At 54.9% G+C, this 25,983-nt stretch carries 24 protein-coding genes; 8 read left to right on the top strand and 16 right to left on the bottom strand.

Going from position 1 to position 25,983, the window contains the following annotated elements; genetic code table 11:
* The 3 genes from HXY34_00375 to HXY34_00365 form a co-directional block, all read right to left on the bottom strand.
* Nucleotides 1-286: leucine-rich repeat domain-containing protein (locus tag HXY34_00375; GenBank protein NWF94578.1), on the bottom strand; the 286-nt coding region annotated here is incomplete at its 3' end.
* Between the two features lie 100 nt (nucleotides 287-386).
* On the bottom strand, nucleotides 387-923 hold the full coding sequence (locus tag HXY34_00370) for a PH domain-containing protein (protein ID NWF94577.1): 537 nt from the start codon (nucleotides 921-923) through the stop codon (nucleotides 387-389).
* 117 nt (nucleotides 924-1,040) lie between these two features.
* Nucleotides 1,041-1,433 (bottom strand): hypothetical protein, encoded by a 393-nt coding sequence (locus HXY34_00365; protein NWF94576.1) that lies wholly within the window; start codon nucleotides 1,431-1,433, stop codon nucleotides 1,041-1,043.
* A gap of 664 nt (nucleotides 1,434-2,097) precedes the next feature.
* Here HXY34_00365 and HXY34_00360 point away from each other — a divergent pair.
* The 4 genes from HXY34_00360 to HXY34_00345 all read left to right on the top strand — a co-directional run bounded on the left by HXY34_00360 (nucleotide 2,098) and on the right by HXY34_00345 (nucleotide 7,790).
* Entirely contained in the window at nucleotides 2,098-4,239 is a 2,142-nt protein-coding gene (locus HXY34_00360) for a hypothetical protein (GenBank protein ID NWF94575.1), read from the top strand.
* Nucleotides 4,240-4,660: 421 nt separating this feature from the next.
* Complete coding sequence (locus HXY34_00355) at nucleotides 4,661-5,554, top strand: hypothetical protein (GenBank protein ID NWF94574.1); 894 nt, start codon at nucleotides 4,661-4,663, stop codon at nucleotides 5,552-5,554.
* A 291-nt stretch (nucleotides 5,555-5,845) separates the two neighbouring features.
* Nucleotides 5,846-7,180: a hypothetical protein gene (locus HXY34_00350; protein NWF94573.1), complete on the top strand. Its 1,335-nt coding sequence runs from the start codon at nucleotides 5,846-5,848 to the stop codon at nucleotides 7,178-7,180.
* Between the two features lie 133 nt (nucleotides 7,181-7,313).
* The gene (locus tag HXY34_00345) at nucleotides 7,314-7,790 is read left to right on the top strand and encodes a YkgJ family cysteine cluster protein (protein ID NWF94572.1); all 477 of its coding nucleotides are present in this window, start codon (nucleotides 7,314-7,316) and stop codon (nucleotides 7,788-7,790) included.
* Between the two features lie 232 nt (nucleotides 7,791-8,022).
* Here HXY34_00345 and HXY34_00340 read toward each other — a convergent pair whose 3' ends face one another.
* Together HXY34_00340 and HXY34_00335 are read right to left on the bottom strand one after the other, a co-directional pair.
* Entirely contained in the window at nucleotides 8,023-8,259 is a 237-nt protein-coding gene (locus HXY34_00340; protein NWF94571.1) for a sulfurtransferase TusA family protein, read from the bottom strand.
* A 36-nt stretch (nucleotides 8,260-8,295) separates the two neighbouring features.
* Nucleotides 8,296-8,490, bottom strand: coding sequence for a hypothetical protein (locus HXY34_00335; GenBank protein ID NWF94570.1), 195 nt, complete (start codon nucleotides 8,488-8,490; stop codon nucleotides 8,296-8,298).
* Nucleotides 8,491-8,575: 85 nt separating this feature from the next.
* Between HXY34_00335 and HXY34_00330 the strand changes: the two genes are divergently transcribed.
* Both HXY34_00330 and HXY34_00325 read left to right on the top strand, forming a co-directional pair.
* Complete coding sequence (locus tag HXY34_00330; GenBank protein NWF94569.1) at nucleotides 8,576-8,968, top strand: hypothetical protein; 393 nt, start codon at nucleotides 8,576-8,578, stop codon at nucleotides 8,966-8,968.
* A 14-nt stretch (nucleotides 8,969-8,982) separates the two neighbouring features.
* A complete protein-coding gene (locus tag HXY34_00325) occupies nucleotides 8,983-9,345 on the top strand; it encodes a DsrE family protein (GenBank protein NWF94568.1) in 363 nt (120 codons plus the stop codon).
* A 376-nt stretch (nucleotides 9,346-9,721) separates the two neighbouring features.
* Here HXY34_00325 and HXY34_00320 read toward each other — a convergent pair whose 3' ends face one another.
* Entirely contained in the window at nucleotides 9,722-11,473 is a 1,752-nt protein-coding gene (locus HXY34_00320) for a PAS domain S-box protein (GenBank protein ID NWF94567.1), read from the bottom strand.
* Nucleotides 11,474-11,624: 151 nt separating this feature from the next.
* Here HXY34_00320 and cadA point away from each other — a divergent pair, with 151 nt between their 5' ends.
* The gene (gene cadA, locus HXY34_00315) at nucleotides 11,625-13,598 is read left to right on the top strand and encodes a cadmium-translocating P-type ATPase (protein NWF94566.1); all 1,974 of its coding nucleotides are present in this window, start codon (nucleotides 11,625-11,627) and stop codon (nucleotides 13,596-13,598) included.
* Here cadA and HXY34_00310 read toward each other — a convergent pair.
* The 3 genes from HXY34_00310 to HXY34_00300 are packed head-to-tail and all read right to left on the bottom strand — an operon-like array spanning nucleotide 13,560 to nucleotide 17,232.
* Nucleotides 13,560-15,140 (bottom strand): hypothetical protein, encoded by a 1,581-nt coding sequence (locus HXY34_00310; protein NWF94565.1) that lies wholly within the window; start codon nucleotides 15,138-15,140, stop codon nucleotides 13,560-13,562. The two genes, cadA and HXY34_00310, sit on opposite strands and share 39 nt — an antisense overlap.
* A gap of 10 nt (nucleotides 15,141-15,150) precedes the next feature.
* Nucleotides 15,151-16,071 (bottom strand): ATP-binding cassette domain-containing protein, encoded by a 921-nt coding sequence (locus HXY34_00305; protein NWF94564.1) that lies wholly within the window; start codon nucleotides 16,069-16,071, stop codon nucleotides 15,151-15,153.
* Nucleotides 16,072-17,232, bottom strand: coding sequence for a hypothetical protein (locus HXY34_00300; protein NWF94563.1), 1,161 nt, complete (start codon nucleotides 17,230-17,232; stop codon nucleotides 16,072-16,074).
* Between the two features lie 256 nt (nucleotides 17,233-17,488).
* Here HXY34_00300 and HXY34_00295 point away from each other — a divergent pair, with 256 nt between their 5' ends.
* The gene (locus HXY34_00295) at nucleotides 17,489-19,294 is read left to right on the top strand and encodes a HAMP domain-containing histidine kinase (protein NWF94562.1); all 1,806 of its coding nucleotides are present in this window, start codon (nucleotides 17,489-17,491) and stop codon (nucleotides 19,292-19,294) included.
* A 15-nt stretch (nucleotides 19,295-19,309) separates the two neighbouring features.
* Here the strand turns inward: HXY34_00295 and dinB are convergent, their stop codons facing one another.
* The 7 genes from dinB to HXY34_00260 all read right to left on the bottom strand — a co-directional run bounded on the left by dinB (nucleotide 19,310) and on the right by HXY34_00260 (nucleotide 25,947).
* Complete coding sequence (gene dinB, locus HXY34_00290) at nucleotides 19,310-20,410, bottom strand: DNA polymerase IV (protein NWF94561.1); 1,101 nt, start codon at nucleotides 20,408-20,410, stop codon at nucleotides 19,310-19,312.
* Nucleotides 20,411-20,700: 290 nt separating this feature from the next.
* Complete coding sequence (locus HXY34_00285; GenBank protein NWF94560.1) at nucleotides 20,701-21,654, bottom strand: hypothetical protein; 954 nt, start codon at nucleotides 21,652-21,654, stop codon at nucleotides 20,701-20,703.
* Nucleotides 21,651-22,442: a 7-cyano-7-deazaguanine synthase gene (locus tag HXY34_00280; GenBank protein ID NWF94559.1), complete on the bottom strand. Its 792-nt coding sequence runs from the start codon at nucleotides 22,440-22,442 to the stop codon at nucleotides 21,651-21,653. Before HXY34_00280 ends, HXY34_00285 begins: the two co-directional genes overlap by 4 nt.
* The gene (locus HXY34_00275) at nucleotides 22,435-23,067 is read right to left on the bottom strand and encodes a hypothetical protein (protein NWF94558.1); all 633 of its coding nucleotides are present in this window, start codon (nucleotides 23,065-23,067) and stop codon (nucleotides 22,435-22,437) included. Before HXY34_00275 ends, HXY34_00280 begins: the two co-directional genes overlap by 8 nt.
* Nucleotides 23,067-24,080, bottom strand: coding sequence for a hypothetical protein (locus HXY34_00270; GenBank protein NWF94557.1), 1,014 nt, complete (start codon nucleotides 24,078-24,080; stop codon nucleotides 23,067-23,069). Before HXY34_00270 ends, HXY34_00275 begins: the two co-directional genes overlap by 1 nt.
* A gap of 55 nt (nucleotides 24,081-24,135) precedes the next feature.
* The gene (locus tag HXY34_00265) at nucleotides 24,136-25,116 is read right to left on the bottom strand and encodes a pyridoxal-phosphate dependent enzyme (protein ID NWF94556.1); all 981 of its coding nucleotides are present in this window, start codon (nucleotides 25,114-25,116) and stop codon (nucleotides 24,136-24,138) included.
* An 18-nt stretch (nucleotides 25,117-25,134) separates the two neighbouring features.
* The gene (locus HXY34_00260; GenBank protein ID NWF94555.1) at nucleotides 25,135-25,947 is read right to left on the bottom strand and encodes a sugar phosphate isomerase/epimerase; all 813 of its coding nucleotides are present in this window, start codon (nucleotides 25,945-25,947) and stop codon (nucleotides 25,135-25,137) included.
* Between the last annotated feature and the right edge of the window lie 36 nt (nucleotides 25,948-25,983).

Here is a 25,983-nt window from a genome sequence, read left to right as displayed (position 1 = left end):
GTCGCGGACACTCGCATATGGGCTCCAGCCGGGCCTCTGAGAGAGCATTGGCCGATAGGTCCACCGACTCAAGTCTCCTGCAGGCACGAAGCGGAGTCAGGTCAAGGCTTGTGATGTAGTTGTTCGAGAGTGAGAGTTCACGAAGGTCCTCGAACCGATGGACTTCTGAGAGGTCGATTGAGGATATTGTCAGTTGGTTGAAGTCAAGTGTCATGAGACCTGTGTCTAGCTCTGTCTTCAGCGCCTCACCACTGTGCGTCGTGTACATTATTGTCGCCCTGCTCAACGCACAAACACCCTGACCTGCTCTCAAGCAGACAGGACTATTGGGCTCCACTGCCTATTGAGGATTGCTAAGACTACTTGATCCGTCCGACGCACCAGTCTCAGCGTGGCACATGGGCCCAGGGTGGCGTGCTGGGAGTGGTCTCGATGAACCGGGTTATCAGCTCCTTTATGCCATCGGGACTGTAGACGTCCCTGAAGACAAGGACGGGAGTATCTCCTCCAGCTTGTGAGTAGAACTGCAAATCTCCAATCGAAATGCGCCTTCGTTGCGGATCGACCTGCAGTCGTATTTCCTTTATCTGGTCATAGAACAGGCGCACTGTTCTCTTCCTTAGCAGTCCTGTCCTGACCCGTACGTTCCATGTTGTGATTATGTACAGCGTGGATCGACGCCGCGTTTCCGCCTCTGACACTATGAGTGCGCCTGCCACAAGACCAATTATGGAAATGTCCCATGACAGCTCGTTGTGAATAATCCACCCTGCCGAAGCCGCTACGTTCGAAAGGAAGCCCACCATGAATACTATCACGCCAACCACGTACGCCCACAGAAACCCAATCCTCTTCGGATACAGTATGGCGACAAGGCGCTCTCGTTTCTCGGGCGGGAATGGCACTGGTGTGGTTGAAGTCATCAGAGTCTCGCCAGAAGTCGAGAACGAGCGAGCACTCTTATCAAGGTGTCGAAAAAAACGGGATACGGCCCAGTCCACTGGAACTGAGCCGCAACGTGTTGTCTATACAGAACTCGACTAACCGGGATATATTTCCCAAAGCCGGTCGCATGCATGAACCACATGACCCACCAGGGTCCTGACCTCTTGGACGTTAAGGTCCGTGTCGTTTGTCTCGGCTATGACAATGATATCATCATCATCGTCGATGGCAAACTTCACTCCATTGGCTCGCCATGACTCCTTCAGCATATCGAAGGCCAACTTCATCTTGTTCGCCTCGCCGACCTGGTGAAAGTTAGTGAATGGCGCGACAATGTAGAGCCACGATTCGTCCCTGTTAGCAACTACCTTTATTTTCAGGTCTTCAAAGTGGTCTGTCTTCCATCTCATGGTGAGAGCATTGCCCTCACGGGTGTACTTTATGTCCGCTTGACTCAAGAGATTCGAAACATGGTCGATGATACCCACGCAACGAACACCTCAACCCAATCACCCGCATATACCATATTAACATTCTTTGGATGTCGGTGCGCATCACCCATCGTTGCCCTCGGAACGCAGCGTTCTGCACACTCCCATACTAAAACCATTGATGAGTCGTATTGTTGCCGCTGATGCCGTATCACTTCACGGGTCAGCAGCAGCTCCCCAGAGGTTGGACGGCCTTGGACATCACTGCGTGGTGCACATGTACCGTTCATTTTCAGTTGGACAGAATTGGACACAGGAGTCTTGTCACTCCCAGGAGACGGCACTGGGGTCACTCCTCGAGGTCTCATGAGGTGTCGAACCGACCTCGAGCTCTCAGTTCCCATACGGACGTTCTGGCTATCCTGGTCCCCTCATGATAAGGAATTGGTGTTCTGCACCCACACTGGTCGAAACGCGATTTGTACATGTGTGTGCAGGCCCGTGCGAGCATGGAGACCCTGTACGCTGCGTTATTCTTTCGCTCAGGTCGCTCGTGCATCCGGTATGTCACTGGGTCTCTCTGAGTCGTCTCTCCCGATTGCAGCCCCAATAGCAAGGGAACGAGAATGTGGACAGGCAGAACTCCTCTGAACCAGAAGAGCTCATATGCCACGCCTGATCATCAGAACCCGTTCGAAGCATGAGAGGGATGTCTTCGCACATGCTTGACGGATTGCGTGAGGCAGGAATACGGATCAGGTCGCGGGTAAGAGGGAGACCCGGGCCGCCAATAGTGGAGGAGGTCCGAACCCTGACCCAGTTCGAAGCACTCGCCATAGGTCCAGTCCTCGCACTGTCCTTCGGTGGCGTTCTGCTCTTCTATTCCCTTTTCATTGCACAGGGATGGGACAATCCCCGCCACCTGATTGACTATCTTGCTGACGTCAGAGCGGTCGCGTCCTTATTGTTCTTCTATCCATTGTTTCATCTAATCAACTATCGGCGCGCGAGACTAGAGGCTGAGAGGTGGATAGAGAAGATCGCCCCCATCCTCCAAAGAGAACTCCAGATGCGAGAGAAGACTGAGCCGATATGGTTTAGGATTCCCCCAAAGTGGGTGGACTTCGAGGAGCATGTCTGTCGCAGAGAGAAACTGGATGACCTCTTCAAGGCGATTCAAGACAACAGCGTCACCATGTTGCTCGCGTTGTCCGGCGCCGGCAAGACCACCTTAACCCTGCACCTCGGGTACGAGCTGCTGACCAAGCGGGGATGGCGGTTCGTAGTGTACTGGGACGCGGGAAGGCTCGGATTCGGAGATCCCACCGAGTGTATCCGGGGTGTGAGTGACCGCATGGCCAAGCAAGGTCTCTCAAACAGCATGGCACTTGTCATCATAGACAATGTACACCTGACTCCTGGTCTGGTTGGAAAGTGCATGAATGACTTGCGAGGTCAATTCGAGAAGAATGTGAGATGCCTTCTCGTCGCCAGAGTCACCAGAGCGTCGGTCGCAGAAGACAAGAAGGAATGGGAGAGACTACTGAGACCGGACGACGGATATGCCAAGAGTGCACAGGAGGAGTCAGGACTCTCGTACTTCACGCTCGAATCAGATGATTTCGAGAAAGCCATTAAGCAGATCGTGGAATCGTACTCCGAATCTCTTGAAGATCGTGAGGAGCTGATGCGTCAGTACACGTCCAAGTCGAGGGAGAGTCTTGTCCTCCTCAAGTTTCTTCTCAGTGACGTGGGCACCAAGCATGCTGGGGATGTCGAGCAGGTCAAGAAGGCCGACCTGAAGAAGTCGCTATGCAACTACTACGAGTATTCAGTCATAAGGGGAATACTCGACGCCATGAAGCCAGAAAACTATGATCAGTTGAGAGTTATGGTGAGACGGGTGTTGCTTTTCGTCAGCATCTACTCCAGCATGGAGATTCCCGCCTATAGGCCTCTGCTATGCGAAGTCCTCGAACCCCAGGCGAGTCAACGCATGTCACCGGGAATCATCAACATCCTCTGGGATAGGGGCGATCTTGTGGGCACGGAGAATGACCTGCTCCATCCACACCTCAGCATAGCCGAAGAGCTGCCAAGAGTGTACCCCGATGAGTTTAAAGATGTGAAGAAGTCGTTCGAGCAATTCCTGAGTATGAAACTCATGCGAAGTGGGACCCCCTTGCAGATTCAGGCCGGTAATCCTGTGGGGCCTAAAGAGCAAGCCATCATTGCGGTCCATCACTACCTCCTGACCAACCAAGAAGAGGACCGGGCTGCTGTCATCCTTGCCATGTCGATGCGACACCTAGCAAAAGACCTTTCCAAGGGAATGTATGACTATCTCATGTCCATACCGGCGGAGTTTGCAGCGGGCCTTGCTAAAGTGGACACCGCATACGACCTCATGATTGTACTCAGGCGGGTCCGGGCTTTGAACACGACCACCGGCTGTGACAAAGTCGCTGGGGTTCTTGCCAGCGCCATTCTAGACTCGGACGAGCCGTGGCTGGTCATCTGGGCTATCAAAGACTGGCGGGAACTGAGAGAGAAGGTGGACATCCGGTCAGCAGTGATGTCCTCCGTCCCAAAGCTTGCAAGCGCCATTCGACAGTCGAACAAGCTATGGCTCATGGTTCAACTCGTAGGCAGTATGGCCGATCGCTCCAACAACCAGATGATAGAAGAGGCAGTACAGTGCAGGCTTCCCGAGATTCGGGAGTATCTATCCAGCAGCGAGGCTGAACACTCGGTAATAGAAGGGATGTTGAGAATTGGCACGATTCGAAACGACGCGGAATGTCAGAAGGCGCTCAAGGATGCGGGCCTCTACGATAGATACTACAGTTCTGATCAACTCTGACAGGCCGCGCAGACAGATACTAGGATTCTCGGGGTGGATGAACAAGGAATCGATGCTTCTGCTGCCTGGCTGATTCACTCCGTCCACGACCATTGTTCATGTGTAGTCTACAGCCGTAGTGCCCGCGCCTGAAGCAAGAGTTGGGCAGGGTTCCGCACTGTTTCCGGTGTCATTCGGTAGCCGTAGTGAGAGTAGTCTGCAGCGTGCAGGGGCTCTGATATGCGCATTGGCAGCATTCCTGCAGACATTGTCGCTCTGAAGGGGCGGTGGTACACTCAGTGGGCTCATTGAGGTTGCGGGTACGTGCCAGGATGGCGAGAGGAAGACTGGGACCGCCCTCAGAGTTTATATTCATACAGATGGTAATCATACACAGGACCGGTCCGGAGGGCACGAACGGTCTGACGGAGGCCGAAGCACTGTGCAAGAGTTCCTAGAGCTGGCTGCGTTGCTCAGAGAGGTATCACTCGCTATCTTCCTGCTTGGGCTGTTCTACACATTCGGTCTCTTCGCCCTAGGCAGGGTCTTCTCGGTGCTGTCCGATATGGCGGACCACGAGGTCGACCATGATGTAGACCAGGACGTTGAACATGACATAGACCAAGACGTTGAACATGACATAGACCAGGATGTTGGACATGACATAGACCAAGACATCGATCAGGACATTGAACATGACGTTGAACATGATGTGGACCATGGCATGGACCTGGATGTCCCGCAGGATGTCGACTATGATATCGACCAAGACATTGAGCATGATCTTGAGCATGGCGAAGTTGATGTTGGTCATGACCTGCCTTCGACAGAGCATTCAGGCTTCTTTGAGAGTGAGCAGGGGGCACCCTTTGGTGTGACGATAGGGACCGGCCTGATCTTCTTTGGTTTCTTCGGACTGGTGTTCTACTACGAGGGACTGCCGATGCCATTTCCATTGAAGGTGCTGGGGCAAGTCGTCGGTGTTGCTCTGGTCGTCTACACGGTCCGAACAGTGTTGGGCAAGGCATTTGTTGAGTCGGGCTACTACCTGGAACCGAGGCATCTGGTGGGAAGGCAGGTGGAGGCGGCGTCGACTGTGAAGGATGACTTTGGAGAGGTGAGGACAGAGACCGAGATGGGACTTCGCAGATTCAACGCACGCCCATTCCGAAAGGGGTCGGTGTTCCAGAAGGGGACTGTCCTATTCATCATCTCTGCGAATGACAAGTATGTCTATGTCGATCCGAACCGGGACCTCGTTCGCTGGCTTCAGAAGCAATCGAAGAAGCAGAGAGAGGGAGAGAAGGCCTCACCTCAAGAGAATGAGTCTGACTAGTACCCCGTGGATAGATGGCAGCTTCATCAATCGAGTCGGGAAGCGGCAGCCATCACGGGCCTATCTTTATAACGTTTCATTTCCCATTGTAGCTTGAGTGCGTATCCCTAACGAAGACTGGGACGCATTCCTGAGTAGGAGTCAGTGGCCAGACACCAATGGTGGTTCTACTGTCACAGGGCTCTAGAAGGGCTGGCCCATTCAGCCCGGTCGGGAATGTGCAACAGCACATCGGGAATGGGGAGTGACGCGCTGACAGCAGCGACCGGTAGAGGAAGGATGTGACGGCACATGCAGGATGTATTCGGCAATCTGGTGGTATCACTATTCTTGGGAGGAGTATTGGTTCTTGTCCTTCTGGTGTTCTACTTCTTCAAGTACGTGAAGATATTCGAACCGAACATATTCTATGTTCATCTGAGAAAGGGGAAGGCCATAAAGCAGGGCGAGGGCGGCATGGTCGTCCGAAGGCCGTTCTTCGACAGGATACTGGCAATTGACAGGACTGTTCAGCAACTCAACATTCATGCAGAGTCAGTGCTATCGAGAGAAAAGCAGAAGATCAAGCTGAGTGCTGTGTTGCAGTGGCAGGCTGAGAACGCTATCGCGACCATCAACAACGTCAAGTGGAGCGAGATACCATCGCGGCTCACTGCCATCATCGAGTCGGTGATACGAACAGCCTGTGCTCAGCTCTCTGTGGAGGAGATACTGGAGGAGCGCCAGAAGATCATTGAGGCGATCAAGAAAGAGCTCATCGACATAGTCAGCGAGTGGGGTCTCAAGGTCGTGACGGTTGAGCTAGTCGATGTGTCGGTTGTCAACGAGTCGTTCCTTCGCGACATGTCCAAGCCGCGTGAGGCGGAGATGCACCGGACTGCGCAGATGGCACTGATTGAGGCGGACCAGACAACTGGCCAGAGGGACATCGAGCGTTCCCGTGCGCTTCGCGAGAAGGAGATTGAGCGTGACCAGCTTGTTGGTGTCCAGGAACAGATGCAGTTGAGGGCGATACAGGAGGCGGAGAAGCAGCGTGAGCAGAGCGTGCTTGAGATCGAGCTCCAGAAGGACCTGATGCAGAAGCGCTACGAGAAGCAGAAGGCGGAAGTAGAGGCTTCCAAGGACCTCGAGGTGGCGAAGTTGAACGCCGAGGCTGAGAAGCAGCGGAGGATCAAGCAGGAGGTCGAAGTCCAGGCCCAGAGAATCCTTCAGGAAGCCCAGGCCGAGGCTGAGAGAATCGCCATTCTTGCAAACGCCGAGGCGGACAGGATTAGAAAGGTGACGATGGCTCAGGCTGAGGGAATCAAGAAGACCCTTGAGGCTGCAAAGGACTACTCGCCTCAGGCTTTCGCGAGGGACTTTGTGTCAATGATTCCTCAGATATACGAGCACATCAAGATAGGCGATGTCACACTCTTTGGTGGTGGAGGCGCCGGTGGTGGCGCTGTCGGAGAGGATGGTGGCTCTGGCGCCGGTGCGTTCCAGGTGTTCGGCAACGTGCTACTACCAATGATACTCCTATCAAAGATGATGGGCTTTGACTTCAGGGGGATCATGAAGGAGTCGCTGGGCGAGCTGGCATCCTCGGAGGACGAGGCGAAGAGACCCAAGAAGCAGCAGGGCTAGACACTTCAAGCACATTCGTGGACCCCCAGCCGTGGGGGTCCTGCATCTCTGTTCGTGAGATGGTATGCACACGGGGCGTGTGCGTCTTCGTCTGAACTGCAACTCTTATTTGTGACTGGTCGTGGAAGGAACCATGGCACGTCTCATGCCCATCTCATCGACCAAGACCGGAGACAACAGAGGTGTGTGCATCGCATGCGGCGCGATGTGCTGCAAGCTGGGCGGTGCACTGGCCATGGAGGAGGAGGTAGAGGCTATCCGTGCACATGGTTACCCAGACTACTTCGAACAAGTGTCTGAGGGGGCATGGATGACTCGGTGGGGTGACGATGGCGTCTGCCCGTACCTTACAGACGATGGATGCGCCATCTACGAGGTTCGCCCACTCAGATGCAGAGCATTCCCGGTCATCCAGATGAGCTCGGGCGAGGTGTTCCTCTCACAGTGCCCGCTTGCGGAGCAGATGTCGCCTGACACGATGGAAGAATCCAAGAACCTGCTTCTACAGACCCCTGCTGCGGTCCTTGTCGACTCTGCCCGCCACCTGTCGCGACACGCGGCCATCCTTAAGATGAGAATCTCTCGATATGGCCTTCGACCAATCAGGTAGCCGACAGCCGACTCACTCACTTGACGACCATGGTGCTCATGCGTCTCTGTATGGGCACATGACTCCCGAGATCAACTCGACTCCTCATGACACCTCGCGGAGTGACCGTATTGCCGCTTCATGAGACTGATCTGGAAGACTCCTGAGCCCAAGACTCTGTACAACCAGCAACGGGCGATAGACATGTCGTATACAGTGCCCGCCATCGGTGAGCTTGCTTTCGGCTATGCCTCTAGGCCGTCCTCTTGATGAACCAGATGAGCTTGCCACCCTCTTCCTTCATCTCAAGAATCTGATTGCCTGTGCGCTCTGCCCATGCCGGGAAGTCCTTCTTCGTTCCGACATCAGTGGCAATGACCTTCAGAATCTCGCCGACCTTCACGAGCTCAATCTCCTTCTTTGTCTTGAGAATGGGCATGGGGCATCGGAGCCCGCTGGCATCGAAAACTCTAGCAACTTGATGGGACATTAGTATCTCCGAAGGGTATGCGTTCGTCCCCGTGTTTTAATGGTTTTCATGGGGTATCGTGACTGCTGCGATGTCAAGCAAGGGGTTGCCTGCGGTCACGATGCCGGGCGTGATGCTTTCGACAACGGCTGCAAGACCGAACGCTGGGCGAAGTCGAAACGAGCCAACTACCCACGACTCTAGCAACTTGATTGTCCATATGTCTTCGGTCCTTGCACGTATGGGTTGCAAATCGGAATCGTATTGTTCTCCCCGTGTACATTTCCTAACAGTTAATAACGTCACAGTAGTGTTAACGGTCAAATAGGTGACCAACATGGCACTGTTTCAACTGATTCTGTTCGTCCTGTTCGGCTTGTCAGCAGCCACCATGTTCTCTGGATTCATGCTGGCAAGAAGAATGGGGATGTACCTGATGATGCAGGTCATGATGCTGATGTTCGGAATGCTCGTCTCAGCGGTTGCGCTGGCGGTAGGTCTGTTCTTTCCACCAGTCCCCGCGCTGTTCGACCTACTCCACTGGATACTGATCGTGAACTTCGTACTCGTCCTTCTTGGGATGGTGATGGAGTTCGTTCAAGTGCTCCCCATCCTGCTCAAGACGATGCAAGGCGGACCGATACACAGCTCACACATGACGAATCTGCTGGTTATGTTCTTCCTGACACTGGGACTTGTAATCTACTATGTCCCACTCGCAGGAATGTAAGGAGATGATACGAAATGCCCTCACTATACATTATTGGACAGTGGGGTCCTGAGGCGGCTGAGCGCTGCTACGGCCCCTTTGTAACAGGCACAACGGCTCAGGCTCAGAACGTCGATGCCACAATATTCCTCATGATGGACGCCGTCTGGCTCATGAAGAAGGGGGTCGCTGAGAAGATCAAGGCTCCGGGGTTCCCACCTCTTCCGGAACTCATCGACACCTTCCTTGAGGCAGGCGGCAAGATTGAGGTGTGCTCGAACTCGGCGACGTTCAGAAAACTCGACGAGAAGGACCTGAGAGACTCCAGGATCACAATCGCTGGCGCCGCCACCATGATTGACGGCATACTCAAGCACGATAGGGTAATTGTCTTCTAGTACATGAGAGGGGTCTCGCCCCTCTCCCTTTTGAGTCCGACGCGATTCTCTGTCTTTGTGTGTGACAAAGAGAGGCAGTTGTGCAGAACCTGTGTGGCGTCTGAGACTCCTCTCGTACTGTTTCTCTCTCATGAATTGGTCGGTGCCTGCCTGGATACCTGAATGTTGTCGAATGGCCTGTGCCGGTGACACTTGTTACTCTTCACAGGCGGCCGGGGTCTCCGTGTGGTCAGCGGCATCTGGTGTCGTTACCAGACACAGCCGGTCTCTCTTCTCATGACGGGACATACTGCCCAGCCACATAAGGGCGAGCGGCCGTGCATTGTCGTACATCTTCAAGGCAGTGTTGGAAGCCTAACGCAGTGCCAGCCACATGTCAACCCGGGTAGCATGGCTTGAGTTCCAGGGTCACGAGGATACTGACCAAGTCGTCGTAGTTGATAAGCCCGGACATCTCTGAGTCACAGACGCGCACATAGGGCAATACCGGGAGGCTCTCGCCAGACAGGTCAACATCAGGGTCATCGATGTCCAGAATCTGTAGGAGGCACTCAGGTATTCCCATGTTCTTCATCGCTTCTCTGACCACCTCAAGTGATGGCTCGCAGAACAGGCAGTGCCTCGACTTGTAGAACAGAATGCATGCGGCGCGACCGCATTCCGGGACGCGAATGTCCTGCCAAACAGGAATACGAATCACCATTCGGGCACCCTGTGTGTGGTCGCCCTTGACACGGTCTTCGGCCCATATGCGACCGGACAGGCTCCGCATTATCAGGTCTGACAATGTGAGACCGAGACCTCGACCAATCACTTGTGCCTGTGGCTGCCCTGTCCTCTTGAAAATGAACTCCTTCATCGAGTCTGGAATACCGGGGCCATAGTCCTCAATCGCTATCTCCAGTGACTTCTCAGCGGGAATCACCCGAGCTGAGACATCCACCGTGACGGTCTGGTGGGGCGAGAACATCATACAGTTGTGGATGATGTTGAAGAACACGGTTCTCAGAAACCGATGTGCTGCAACTCTGTACACGCCATCCTGCATGTTCATGTTGACGACCAGTCTTCTTTCCTGAGGTGCGAAGTCCTGTCGTACAGCCTCGATTGCCTCCAGCATGTAACGGTGGGGATCAACAGGCTCACAGATAGGAGGCGACTCTGTCACGGTAATGATCTGGTGCAGATTGTCGATTATGCGGGCGGCCCTCCGGACATTCAGCTGGGATTCAACGAGCAGGCGTCTTGCCTCATCAGGAAGGTCAAATGCCTCTTCCAGTATACCGAGCGCAAACATGATTGTCTGGTTAACGTTGTTCAGGTCGTGAGTCATCACGTCAAGATACAGGTTTGCTCGTTCCCTCTCCGTCTGGGCTCTCGCCTCCGCGAGCTTCCTCCTGCTGATGTCGGCGGCGCGGAAGCTCACGGCGACAACCTTGCCGTTCTCAGTGAGCGGGTTCGATGTGACGCTTACCCAGACGTCCTCTCCGGACTTGTTTCTGACACGCATCTCCACCTGCTTGAGAACGTTGCCCTCCAGAGCAGCCTGCACCACTTGAGTGCCCATGTCGTCATGCGCCTTGCTGAGGAAGCTTGTGATATTACGCCTTAGAAGGTCATCGACACTGTAGCCAAGGAGCCTTGCGGCTGCCTCATTGGCCTGCGTGATCGTCCCTGCTCTGGACAGTGTGAGATGCGCCACGGGAGAGCTGTCGAACAGGGCCTTGTACCTTGCTTCGGAAGCGGCAAGCGCGTCTCTCAGTTCGAGCTCTTGGGTCATGTCTCTCACGATGAGCAGCAGGGAAGGACACCCCTTGTGCATCGATTTGGCGACCAGCATCTCGACGGTGATCAGCGACCGCTTCTTCGTCACGAGCTTGACTCGTACCGTCGCCCGTTCTTCTGCTGAACTCTCCATCCGGTCCTTGGCTGCGCGGAAGATGTGTGCTGTGCCCGGGTCTAACAAGATGTCAAAAGGATGGCCTATTATATCGTCTCTCTCATATGCAACCATCTTCAGGAACGATGTGTTCGCTACTACAACGCTTCCGTCCGCTATTACCACTACGCCATCTGTCGCAAGGTCAATCATGTCAAAGAAACTGACACTGGCATGGGCCTCGTCCATCTGTCGACCTCCGGAGGGTCGTTACTGGCACTGGTTGCTTCTGTCTCTGCCAAGACGTATACCATGTAATAATGATTTGTTGGACAAACGCACTGCAGCAAGAGGAACAGTTAACTATGGTTTGACGAGGCGTGTTGTTGGATGAGCCCCGTTGTCACATCGCACACCAATCGAAAAGGAGCATGCGGAGTTTGCCTGCAAGTACTGTGCTGCGGAAGAGGCTAGGAGGAAGCGTCCCAACTTCCGAGTGCAGTACGGCATGCTGATTCTTGCAGGAGCGATGATGGCTCTCGGGGTTGCTGTGGAGCTTGCAGGCATATCACCTCATGCACACTATGCTCTATTCATACTCTCCATGCTTGCCGCAGGCTACCAAGTGATTCCGCGAGGCATCCGAGGAGCATCGAAGGCACATCTTGACATCAACTTCCTGATGACGGTGGCTGCATTCGGTGCCATACTGATCGGTGCGCCGGCGGAAGGCGCTTCGGTCATGTTGCTCTTCTCGCTCGCCGAGCTTCTTGAGGTAAGGGTCAATTATCGTGTCAAGAGAGACATACAGACTCTCCTGGAACTTGAGCCTGCGGAGGTGTCCAGAAAGACACCAGAGGGCGAGGAGCGAGTACATCCTGACGATGTTCGAGTTGGTGAGACCGTCTGTGTGAGACCCGGGGAACGCATCGGACTTGACGGGGTTGTCACCGAGGGGTCAGGTCTGGTGGACCAGTCTGCGATAACAGGTGAGTCGATACCGGTGGCAAAGGCACCCGGCGACCCGGTGTATACGGGTACGCTCAACCAAGAGGGCTACTTCGAGTTCAGAGTGTCATCCAGTCCGGAAGGCACTGTGCTATCGAGGATAGTGTCGCTTGTGGAGTCTGCACGGGACAGTCGATCGAGAACGGAGGGCACAATCATCAGGTTCAGCCACGTATACACACCACTGGTGGTGGCGGCAGCAGTTGTGCTGACTGCCATCTGGTTCATTCTGACATGGTCTCCTGAATCGGCTGTCTACAGAGGACTGACTTTACTTGTGACGGCCTGCCCGTGTGCGCTTGTCATATCCATTCCTGTGACGATGGTGTCTGCCATGAGTAGCGCGGCTCGCAACGGTGTGCTGATCAAGGGCTCCACCTACATCGAGACCCTGAGCAAGATACGGTATGCCGCGTTTGACAAGACAGGGACTCTTACCGAAGGCAGACTGCAAGTGGTCGACATCTGTATGCACTCCACGCACAGTCAACAGGAGCTGTTACGGGCAGCTGCATCACTGGAGAGTAAGTCTGAACACCCAATCTCACGAGCCATCATTGCTGCTGCACACGCTGGTGACTTGGGTCTGGCCGAAGCGACAGACATCACCACGATAGCAGGTCGGGGCATTGAGGGCTACTTCGAGGGCTCACGATATCAAGTCGGAAGACTCCAGACACGGGACGCTGGGTCTGCAAGTGATGAGCACGACGAGCACTCGTGCGGACAGGGGACGCATGTCTCAGTGGTACGTGATGGAACGGACATGGGAACGATAGTGCTGTCGGACACACCCAGAGTCCAGAGCAGGCAGGCGTTGGCCAGACTGTCAGAAATGGGAATCGAGACATTGATGCTGACCGGGGACAACGGCATCGCTGCAGAGATGATTGCCCGAGAAGTGGGCGTGTCTCAGTACGCAGCTGAACTGCTCCCACATGAAAAGGTAGACGTGATAAGAAGGCTGAGTCTAAAGGGCCCGACCATGATGGTGGGTGACGGAGTCAACGATGCGCCCGCCCTTGCAGCGGCAGATGTCGGTATCGCCATGGGAGCCATAGCCGCCGATGTGGCACTTGAGACCGCAGACGTTGCTCTGATGAACGATGACCTGTCAAGACTCCCGTACCTGATCTCACTCTCCAGGCGGGCGATGCGAATAGCCAGAGAGAATGTGACTGTGTCGCTCATAGTCAAGGCGGTGGTCGCACTTCTTGCGGTCATCGGGGCTTCCACACTCTGGCTGGCAATCGGAGTTGGCGACATGGGACTGACATTGGTCGTCGTTGCCAATGCACTGCGGTTGACCAGAGCTCTCGAGGAGAGCTCACATATACGACCTCAAAGCCAAGACGGATGCAAGTAGGAAAACGCCAACGATGAGTGTAGTGACGCCCGGCAGGATCAGATAGATGAGAGGGTCGTCTGCGAAGACCACAGACACAAGCGCAATAAAGACTCCAAGAACGAGATTGATTGCAGGGAAGGAGAAAGCGAGAGGGACCGGCGGTTCCCTCGGATTGCTGGTGAAGACCGGCACGTATGCTCCCACCATGACGCCCACAGAACAGAACACCAAGAGCAGAGGCAGACCCAAGAATATGAGGATGCCAGAACCACTGACACGGAAGAAGTATAGTAGAAAGCCGTAGAGCGGCAGAGCGGAGAGGCTCACTTCAACCAGACTTCCAACGTACTTGGCAAGGACGACGTCCATGTTCCTAAACGGGGCAGACTTCAAGAGATAGACGTTATCCTTCTCGTCGACAAAGGAGAGCATCGATGTCATGCTCGCCATCTGAGTGAGTACGAGGAGCATCAAGAGGAACGCAGGCACTGCTGAGCCGCGTAGTGTGTCGGGCACAGTAAACGGAGGCAGCCATGCGGGCTGGATTGTGAACAGCACAGCCACTGAGAGCGTTGACACGGCGACTGAGATGTACTTCCACACTTGCGCAGGGGAGCGCATCCTAATCCAGAAGTCCTTCAGCACAATCCAGAGCATTGGGTCATTCCATCTTGAGCGAGAGAAATCCACTTCACCGCGGAACAACCTGCTGAACGCCGCATCGGACGACTCATTGCTCAGTGCGACAGAGAAGACCTCGTAATAGTGACTGTCGCATAGCAGCGCGAGAACCAATAGTCCAATCACCCAGACTTCGACGATGAATATCATGAGCGCAGGCACCCCCACCATGTAGCCGTACATTCCGAGCTGAACCAGAAGCAGGGACACCACCGCGTTGCTTGGGACTATGAGCTGAAGTGCGACGTTCGATAGGGCGTCCGGGCTGCTTAGGAGTACCAACGGGGCAACCAGCAGCATGACAACTGAATGCCTCAGCGGAGTGCTATATCTCTTCGAGAGTCTGTGTCGGACCTGTGACGATATTCCCCCGAGCGCGTAGTTGAATTCAAGAAAGAGGACAAGACAGACAAGGACTAGTACCCACGAGTAGAGGGCTTGCCCAAAGCGAGCAAGGGGGCTGAGCACGAACAATCCAAGAGAGAGTATCACGGCTTTCCGAACGATGCGGCGCACATATCTGCTCAGGAAGACCTGATGCGGGAGGACCGGAGACGGCATCAGCAAGTGCTCATCTTGCGCCTCCAGTACAGCAGCTGGACCTCTTCCCACATAGCCCCCGGCAACAGCCGCCGCGCTGAGGGCACCGAATACCAGATACAGAGACTGCGTCGGAAGATACTCGGTCACGAATGCAAGAAGGCTATCGGTCAGTGGTCCCAGATTCACAATTCCACCAATCACGCGCATCAGAGCGTAGCTTCCAACTATGGTGACGGAGTAGAACCCCAGCATCGAGGGCGTGCGGACAGTTCTCTTGAGACCATTGAATAGCATCCGGAACTCGTTCCGGATCATAGCGAGTGTCATGGAGTACATTGTCGCACACCTATTCTGGTGGTATTCCACCTGTCAGCGCAAGAAATGCCTCTTCGAGATTACGTGCCTCTGGCACTTGCTTCCTCAGCTCTGCCAGAGTACCACGACCGACAACCCGTCCATGGTTCAGAATCACGAAGGTGTCGCACAGACCCTCGGCGACCTCAAGTACGTGCGTAGAGAGGAGAACTGCAGAGCCGTCGTCACGCAACCTCTTTGTTAGACGTTTCAGCACCCACGCTCCCCTCGGGTCCAGTCCTTGGAAGGGTTCATCGAGGGCTAGTATGAAGGGTGGGGGTCTTACGAAGACCCCTGCCAGGAGCGTCCTCTGCAGGTTACCCTTTGACAGCGTTCCAATGTATGAATCAAGGAACTCACCGAGCTGCAGAAGGTCCGCATACTCCGAAATCCTGAGCAGTACCTCGTGTCTGGGAACCCGGTAGATCCGTCCCATGAATGTCAGGTACTCTCTGACCCGTAGGTTGGCATAGCAGCTGGATCTCTCAGGAATGTACCCAATCCTCATCTTGGCCTTGACCGAGGACTTCACGATGTTCGTCCCGTCCACCCTCACCATGCCAGTGTCTGCGCGTATGATTCCTGTCAGTATTCTCAGAGTGGTCGTCTTGCCTGCTCCGTTAGGACCTACCAGACCGAGAATCTGTCCGGGCCTGAGCTCAAGGTTGAGGTCCTCCACTGCAACCTTCTTGCCGAAAGTCTTCCAGACTCCGACCATGGAGATTGCCGGGTCATGAAGCTGATATGGGACGGGGCGGTCGGCATGCTTTCTCTGCAGTTCGCCGACCACAAGCTCTTCCAAGGATCGTCTACTCAACTCACGCTGGGTCAAGGGTATCCTAAGGGTCTCTGCCAGATTAAGAAGGTCCTTTGCACTCATCTTCTGGATGACATCTGCACGTACTTCCGACAACTAAGTCACCACATCCTGTTTGCGCCTGCGCCGTCTTGCACGAGTTGCCTGAATCAGTCTGCTCCTGAGCACATATAGCATAGGTACTCTCACTGTAGTGAATCCGCTCTCGGCCGCTGGCTTGCTCTCAACCTCCGGCCAAGAACGGAAGGCATCACGGATGTCCGTCTGTTCCACCGGTGGCGTTTCAGTATGCCTTCTGCATTCGGCCGACCTGCACCGGTAGTGGTAGAACCCCGCAACCGGAAGGAACGGAAGTGGCATGACTAATCCCGTATGCCTCAGCAGATACGAGATTCCTGTCACAGTGGTCAGCGCGGGCTCCACCAGATTCAGTAACAGAGAAACGTAGACAAAGGCCCTGTAATGGCGGCTTGAAGGAGGCCTCGTTATTGCGAACAGCAAGAGACCGGTCAGCGTGAGCAACAAGAGCCCAGAGGTCGCCCTGCCAACTGGGAACCACAACCCTATCCAGAAGGACATGTCGCCACTGGAATAGTGACCCTCGTACATCCTCAGTTCCGTGACTATGGTCCAAAGAGGATGGTTTAGCGTGTCAGTACGTGTGGCCGTCAGGCTTCCCTCTAGAGTGAACCTCATATAGGAGATTTGTCTAGGAAGGAACGTAATAATCAGCAGTAAGACCCACCAGTACACGCCGTGCACTCTGCCTGTGACATGTTCCGCCCCGAGGACACCGCAAGCATGATTGTCCGCTGCGAATCGTTCCCTCATGACAGGAGGCAGGACAATGTAGAGTGTGGCAATGACAAATGCGCCACTCAGAGGCGAGCTGACGCTTAATCCCATGTCATATCCGGGAAACCATTCGAAGTATGTTATCAGACATACCATCGTATACAGAGAGAGGGCGCTCACAGAAACAGTGGCGACCGCAAGTCGGACACATGAAGCTTCTCTCTCCTCGGACTGGATCCACCACGCAAAGTAGATGAATGGTGCAAGAACGATTGCGAGCTCGAGCCCAATCACCGTATCGATGCCGAAGCTGAATGCCCTATCGGTCGAATAGGTCCAGAAGAAGCTCTCGACCTCGAGGCTGGAGTCCCCCACACGCCAATGGTAGGGGGCTAGCACAAGGGGTGTGAGCCGCATGGCAAGTGAGAGAGGTGCATTCAGTCTCTCTCCGACAGCTCGCATGTATAATCCTGCCTCCAACACGTTCGCACATAGAGGGACATTTCAGACACAGTGCGTGTCAAACCTGTCACCAACTCTCTAATATCCTCCTCGTTTCGCGCACAGGTCTGACACTGTATCCGCGTTCCGACAATGTCACACACGCACAACCGGTAGTCGCAAAGCCAGCTGTTGAGGATGCCTTCCCCATACGATACTCCCAAATAGCCGTTTGTTCCTCAGTCTAGGCACGAATCAGCAGGATGACTTTCGACATATGACGCGCGGAAGGGGAAGAGCTCGCATACTGCTGGTGGGCAACGAGTCCGCTGAGAACATGCGTGCAGTATCGTCAATCATCTATCCAGACCCAGCAGTCGAGTTCATTACGGCTCAGTCGATTGAGGAGGCAGCGACGAGGCTCGCACGCGACTGTCCGGATGCAGTCGTGTGTGAATGCACGATTCGTGAGAAGACTTGGCTCGACATGCTTATCGAAGAGCTGAAACGGGGGGTCGATGCGCCTCTCATAGTGCTCGACCCTGGTGGTCTCGGAAAGGGGACAATACGGGCTGTGACTGTTCGGGCAAAGGAGTATGAAACTGCGTACAAGAGTCCAGTTGAGGGTCACGCTGAGGTTCTGCGACTGCTTCAGTCATCACTCGAACAGGGACGACAAGATGAACACACACAGGCGACCGCGTCAAGATGGAAATGGCTGAGAGAGTCGCTGCCATTCGAGCTCATGATTGTTGATGTGAACGGGCGGATACTGGAGGCGGGTCATGCAGACATGTCGCGTACAAGGCATCCCGTCGGCCTCAGCCTGTTTGACGTGATACCTGCCAGAATCAGAAGAGAGATCAAGCGTCTCTTCAGCATGGCATCGTCGAGCGGGACTGTACAGGAGTTCAACACTGACTCAGTACGCGGGGATGCCGACACCAAAGCTATGACACTGACCATTGTCCCCATGCTGGAAGACGGCAAGGTCCATGAGCTGGCAGTGTTGATCAGGGAGCTCAATGACATAGACACTCCCGGTCGCACTGGCGAACCCTGTGTCTCTGGACCTCAGATGGCCGAGGGACCCAGTTTCAGAGATCTCTTCGATAACCTGCCAGAATGGACAATACTCTGGAAACGGCATGCTGATGGTTCTGTCACGATTGATGGTGCGAGCAGAGCTACACTGGCGTATCACAAAGAGAGGGGGTTCCATCTGCCGGGCAAGTCACTGGATGAACTATACTCACACATTCCTGATGTGAAGCTGCTTGTCGAGCGTGCATTCGATACTGAGGGGCTCATCGAGACAACCACCTCGTTCACTTCAATAATCGATGGTGCCAATTACCACTCGCGCTTTCAGTGCGTACGGATCAACGCTGACACTGTCCTCTTAGTAGTGACGGACCTGACGGAGGAGAAACTAAGAGAGGAACTGCTCAGCCGTCAGAGAGAGGAACTGTCCGAGTTCGCTCACAGCATGGCTCATGATCTCCGCAACGCGTTCCACACAATACTTGGATACGCAGCTCTGCTGCACGACGAAACGAAGGACGAGAGAGTCGACGCGATAGTGCGGATTGTGGAGAGGGTTGAGCGGACAATAAGCCAGTCGGTAGCCCTCGCGGATGCAGGCCTGGTCATCGGTCGCAGAGATAGGGTGCGTCTGGCGGACCTGATATCGACTGCAAGCAAGTCTGCATTCCTTTCGGGTGTAACCATACGTGCTAAACGACTCCCGACCATCGAGTGTGACAGCGTGAAGATGCTTCAGGTCATCGAGAACCTCCTGAGCAACGCTGTTGAGCACGGAAAGGCTCGAACCATCGAGGTGTCCACAGTGCGTGAGGATGATAGTCTGTCCATCCTCATCTCCAACGACGGGGAGCCAATCCCGGCAAGTGCAAGAAGCAGGATATTCGTCGATGGGTTCACGACCAAGACGGGAGGGGGTCGCGGTCTCGGCATAGTGAAACGAATCGTCGAGGCGCATGGTTGGACAGTGGAACTCGCTCCCACTGAGAAGACCACGTTCAGGATAAGAATCCCCCGTCAGTCAAGAGGCGGTCGCTGACATCGCACAACCGCATCAGACAAACTCGGTCAGAAGCATCTGGGGCCCCCTCTCTTCGAGACCGGAGACCCTCACCCCTATGAGACGCATTGCTCTGTGTGGATCCCGGTTGCGCTCAAACAGCTCGAGTGCGAGTGCGGTGAGTGTCTGTCGGTCATCAGTGGCCACGGGCAGGCTTCTGCTCCTCTGTAATGTATCGTAATCGGCATATCTCATCTTCACAGTGACGGTCTTGTAGAGCAGCGACTTGGAAGCAATCTTGTCTGCAATCCTCGTACAGACCATTGAGACGGAGTCTCTGAGCACTTCGGTCTCTTTGGGATCAACATCCTCCATGAATGTCCTGTCCTTTCCGATGGACATCCGCACATGCGGTCCGCTGTCAATGACTGGCCGGTCGTCAATCCCACTGGCTCTCTGATGAAGCCATACTGAAGACTTGCCCATGATAGGCCACAGCTCCGGAAGGGTCATCGCCTGAATCTGACCGAGCGTCTCAATGCCATGGCTGTTCAGATGCATGGTCGTCTTCTCACCTACTCCATTGATCGCACTCACGGGAAGGGGCGCGAGGAATCGTCTGACCTCATCCGGTTCCTGAGGCGCGACGGTGATTCCCATCGGTTTGTGCATCTTGCATGCGACCTTTGCCACCGACATGCTTGAAGCCACACCAATCGAGCACGGAAGCTGTGTCTTGGCCTTCACTGCTTCCTGTATGGCTCGGGCCATTGCACGAGGGCTCTCATACGCCGCCACGCCCGACGTTATCTCGATATACGCCTCATCGATGCTCGCTCTTCGCAGCCTCCCTCCGTCTGCAAACTCCGCAAGCACTGACATGACTTCCTCTGATGCCTCAAGATAGCTTGCGAAGTCTCCGTCTATGAACACAGCATCCGTGCAGAGCCAGTAAGCTCTTGAGACCGGCATCCCAGACTTCACGCCCGCCGCCCGAGCCTCGTATGACGCTGACCGCACGACACCTCTCCCGTGGCCGCCTCGTGGGTCATGTCCGACACAGACGGGCTTCCCTATCAACTCAGGATGATTACGATACTGTTCAACTGACGCGAAGAAAGCGTCCATGTCAATCAGACAGATCCATCGGTCCACTGACCAGACCCTACCTCGACGGGTAGGGGTCTCTATTCTCTGTTATCTCGCAGCGCAGTCCGCGCAATCGTACATTCACGTGCGGGTGAGGTGACCGAAGGTATTGGGTCAAGAGCAGCAGTGCCAGAGTCCTGAGAGAACGATGATAGACATGCCTGGCTTCACCTTGCAGCCATGCCAGTGCGCATTGCATCTTCGTCAGCAGACCGGCACGCGTTAGGCAGTCGGACGGGACAGCGCTTGTCAACGCGCCTTCAATGTGCGTCACCGTCCTCATCGATGGAAGTAGCCTACGCCTTTCGCGCTGAGAAGTAGTCTTTCTCCAATGCAGAGAAGAACCCAATGACACTTGACAGGGTGGTCTCATCCGTGCACACTTCGTCGCCGAGGAGGAACTGCCGGTACCCAATCTCAAGCAGATACCCGACGTCAAACACATCCGCACAGCTGGGCATTGAGTCTTCCCTCATGAAGGAGAGTAGAAGCCGCGATGCGGCGATTGCGTTGGGGTCTCTTGCAATCAGGTCTCTTGCGGCACCAAGTATCTGATGAACGTAGTCGAGCTCTACAAACAGGTCGCCTCTTGCGAGCAGCAGAGTTGCTCTGTCCCTCACCGGATCAAAGTCCTCAGCGACGAAACGGAGTCCCCTCTTCGACTCGACCTTGAGTATCACGTTGGCCAGGGGGTCCAAGTCCCTGAGCTGCTTCAAGTCTGCTCGCGACTCGACGAAAGATAGCAAGTAGTTGTGAAGGTCAGCCTCAACGCAGGCCTCAATGTACTCGATGTCACTCTCAGTGAGAAAGCCATCCACGTGGAGTGTGTTGTCCGGGATGTTCAGGGAAGCCCCCTTGCCCAGTGTGAGTGAGCCGCCCTCTGTCTGCATCTTCGGTGGTCGGATGACGAGGAACCTCCCTTCTTCCACTCGGTCTACCACGAGCACGCCTGCACCGTCATTGTAGTAGACCGCCGTTGGAGTCCTGACAGATATCGAGTGGTTCAGTTCAAGTCTGTCCCCGGGAATGGTGGCGGTCTCCACCAGACGCAGCTCTCTGCACTTCAAGTCAATCCATGCCTGTTTCGGCTCTAGCATGTGGCGGAAGCCACGCACTGCAGAGACCTTCGAACCAGTGACTGGTGCGCCAGTGTTCATGCGGGCCCCCAGAACAAGCGGAGACCTCAGTATTTGGCTCGAGTACTTCATGTCTGGTCTTGCAGAGAGCATGAGCCCAATCCGGTTGTTCACGTTGCACTCCTCTGAGCGTACAGACTGAAAGCCTTGTCTCTGTTTGTGCAACCGAGGCACTTGCCGCACGGCTGGCTGTTGTCCTCAAAACACGAGCGCGTTCGGTCGAGAGGGATGGAGTGGTTCTCAGAGTACTCGATGACATCGACCTTCGTCCACTTGCGGCCCAGTGTACCATCAATGAATGGCGCACTCACCTGATAGGTCCACATCCCCAGACAGCAGCATGTGGCAACGGTCGCGGCCAGCACGGCAAGGAGTCCCGACTCAGGGCTCGTGTCGTCCTCTCCTACCGAACCTGTGACGACCGTCCTGATGGTCCGCCCCCACTTTCCGCTCAGAAACACTGCCTGCGCCATTGCGTTGAACCACATGGTTGCATTTCGCAGCGGCAAGCCCATGACCTTCTGACGGGCCGAGTCCATGAACTCTCGATGCAGTCGTAGCGGTACCTCCAGGGACACCTTCACACAGTCAAGCACTTGCTTCGGATACCTGTTGCGATAGAAGTCACAGAAGTAGTCAAAGGAGGCTTCTTCCCACTTCTGACTTCTTGCACCGCGTAGGAAGTGCATCAGCACGACACGGCAGTCCCACTCTCTGAGCAGGACGTCTGCAAGCACGACGGAGTCCATTCCCCCAGAGAGGAGCAGGATCACATCTTCCCCCACCGGTCTCTCCCAGACGTATCCTCTGTTCGCCACAAGCAGCTCCTTGAGTCGGCTTAGATTCTCATCATAGTGGTGGGCGCCGTTACGAAGAACGCGAAACCAGTGTTCCTCATTCAAAGGGCGACACCTCCAGATCCGATACGAGTGATGCGACATCCCGTTCGTACACATGAGCCGAGATGACGAGGACATGGAGGCGGTGGGTCTTGCAGGACAGCTGTTCACACACACTGCGGGCAACGTGTGACAAGCTACAGAGGTTGTGAAGGGCCTTCTGTCCAAAGTCAAGGCTCCTGCAGGTGACGGTCAGAATGAGAACCCCGTCACGGAGCTTGAAGTCCAGTAGACTCACACACGGGATGTAATCCTCTGTGCCAGCCGCCTGCAACATGGTGATGGTGACCGACTTGGACTCCGGCTTTTTCGTCAGACATTCCACCACCCACCGAAGCTGGTCATGGCCCTGAAAGCTGTGCAGCCGCCACGCATAGCTCCACGAGTCCCTGAGTTCTTTGATGCGTCCCACATGTTCGAAGTTGGAACGCATCCACTCGCGCATGGCCAACTGACTGGGACGCAGCGCCATGGGGTCATTCTCGTCTGGATGCTCAATCGCAAGCGTGACGTGCAGGAGCTCCCTGAGTTGCAAATCGCCATCCCAGGTCCTCCTGCCATCATGGATGATACGAAGGACGGCCTGCCTCCAGCACTCTCCAATGGTCTTGCCTTCAACCGTCAGCATTACATCCTCACCAGGAGCACCTGGCAGTACTGGCACTTCACGGGATGGTCCGGCGAGGGCATCTCCTGAATACTCGCACCGCACGAGGGACACTTGAGGGCCTGCAGCTTGTAGACATAAGCGCGTTCTCGTAGTCTCAGGCCGTCCAGACTCGAGAAGACCTGGTCCACCTGTTCGGGAGTCTGACGAACCTCGATTCTCTCCTTGTATGCATCAAACCGTTCCACGCTTGCGGCTATCAGACCCAAGATGATGTCCACTACTCTGCGGGGAGTCTGCATGACAATCACGCGGTCCTTGCCCAACGCCTCCTCCCATGATGCGTGAATCTCTTTATCCACTTCTCCCATGGCCTTGTAAGGGACTCTGAGCATGTAGACGTCGAAGCGCTTCTTCAGCTCTTCGAATACGTCCAGGGCAATCAGGTCCGTTGTGGGTTCATTGCCAATCAGTTCCCTGATCAGGAAGCGGTTCACCTTGCTGTAATAGCCCTCGTCACCAATGAAGAAGAAGAGCGGACGAACAGTCTTCATGGCATTTGGCATCTCACAACATGCTGAGTAGAAGTATGCCACCAGCTCGTATGACTCGCGGTACTGCCCACCGCCTCCGCCCTCTGCATACAGACTCCGGATATTCTGGTCAAGATTCCTGCCCTTGTCAAAGTCTGTGACTTGGAGGGGATGCTTATCCGAGTAAGCATCGCCCATTGCGACAAAGGAGATCTCAAAGGAATTCTTCAGTTCATCTGGGAGAAAGTAGACCGCCTCATTGTACAGGATGCACAGCTTCTCGAATATCAGAGCTGGGAGCTCCCTCATCGAGCCTGTGACATCGATTGAGACAACGACAGGAAGCTTCGCCTTGGTGACCAGTACTCTGCCTCGAGGAGGAGGCATCACCGCGGTGGTCTGACTGTACTCTCGTCCCTGATCCACATTGTACTGTCTTGCGGTCTTCTTCACAACCGCATCAGATGTGCTGTACGAGTAGTCGCTTCCATATCCACCCATGCTGTCTGCCTCTGTGCGAGTTTTCTGTGCCCATACGCGTGAACGGGTTCGCTTCTTAAGGCATTCTTGTTCGTCTGACTCTATCGCTGTAGGAGTCGAAGAATGCTGTCAGGTCTACGTTGCCACCCGACACGATGACACCGACTCTACTGTCCTTGAGCTCCTGCTTCACTGACGACTCTAGGACTCCCGCCAGTGCGACAGCGCCGGATGGTTCTACTACCAGTTTCATGCGCTCGTAGAGGAGTCGCATGGCATCAAGAATCTGCTCCTCAGTGACTCGGACTATCCGGTCCACATTGTGTCTTATGACCTCGAACGTGATGGGCCCCAGCGAGGTCCGAAGACCGTCCGCAATCGTCGATGGGTTCATGCTGGGCTGTATCACTCCAGACTTCAGAGACCTGTATGCATCGTCTGCATTCGCTGGTTCGCAACCGGTGACCTTGCAGTCAGGGCACAGAGACTTGGCTGCAATTGCTGTGCCACTCAGGAGACCCCCGCCCCCGACAGGAGCGAAGACATGGTTGAGCGGACCGACCTCGTCAATCAGCTCCAGAGTTGCCGTGCCTGCACCGGCGATGATGCGTTCGTCGTTGTACGGATGCACCAGAATACTGCCGCGCTCTTCGATAAGCGACTTGACGGTCGCCTCGCGTGATTCCAGTGTTGGCTCACACAGAACGACCTCGGCACCGTAACCCCTAGTCGCCTCCAGTTTCACTCTTGGAGAGTTGTTTGGCATCACCACAGTGGCTCTTATCCCGAGTGTCCGAGCAGCCAATGCAAGGGCCTGAGCGTGGTTTCCCGACGAGTGAGTGACCACACCTCTTGCTCGCTCTTCCTCAGTGAGTTGGGACAGGAAGTTCAGTGCGCCCCTGTACTTGAAAGCACCCACCCTCTGGAAGTTCTCACACTTCAGATACACATGTGCCCCCGTCATCGCATCGAGCGTTGTGGAGGTCATCACCGGGGTCTTCACGATGTGAGCCTTGATCCGGTTGTGAGCAGAGAGAATGTCCGTCATGCTTACCATCTGAGGTGCCACCAGTGTTCATCCCGTTTTGAGTCCTAGAGAGGGGAGTGCCGCAATGCTAGTCTCAAAGTCCTCGCGGCTCTTCAGTTCGAGCACGACAGGGCCTGAGAATCCATAGGCGTCAAGTGTCCGGAACAGACGTGGTAGCTCCACAGTACCACGGCCGATGGCGAGGTGGTCATCTGTCACGCCCTTGTTGTCGTGCAAATGAAGCTCAATCAACAGACCACCCAGCATGCTCGCGTACTTTGTCAGGTCCCTACCTGTTGTGTTTGCATGACCCACATCAAGCACTGCACCAACCCCGAGGTCCTTGAACTTGCCTACGAATCCGAGATGCTCCTCGGGATACAACACAACCTCGCGGTCTGTTCCGACCTGCTTGTTCTCAACTCCAATCTTCACTCCGAGTTCATGTGCATGCTTTGCCAGTTCGCCAAGGCTGTTCGTGAAGGCAGACTTGGACTTCTGCAGGAATCTGCCAACATGGTCACTGGGACAGGTCCCCGCATGAATCACTGCGATAGGTGCATTGAGCTTCCGTGCCAGTCCCACACACTCCTTTACGAACTCGACCGATGCCGTACGCATTCGCTCCTTGAGGCTGGAGAGGTTGACATCATGTAGAGGCCCGTGTATTATCGGGGTCAGAGAGTGGCTGGAGAGGAGGTCACTGAGAGCGGCTATCTGTCTATTGTCGAGTTCAGACGGGACATATGGGGGTTCCATCTGGATCTCCATGTACTTCATCTTGAAAGAACTGCACAGGGCTGCGAACTCCTCGATCTGCATTGGGCAGCCACTATAGTAGGATGCTCCGATACCGGACAATCAGCTCACCTTGCGGGGAGCAGACTCGACTCAAGT

This window comes from Candidatus Thorarchaeota archaeon (assembly GCA_013388835.1).
Taxonomy (GTDB): Archaea; Asgardarchaeota; Thorarchaeia; order Thorarchaeales; family Thorarchaeaceae; genus JACAEL01.
Note: the sequence above shows the minus strand (reverse complement) of the source record. Positions and strands in the feature narration are given on the sequence as shown.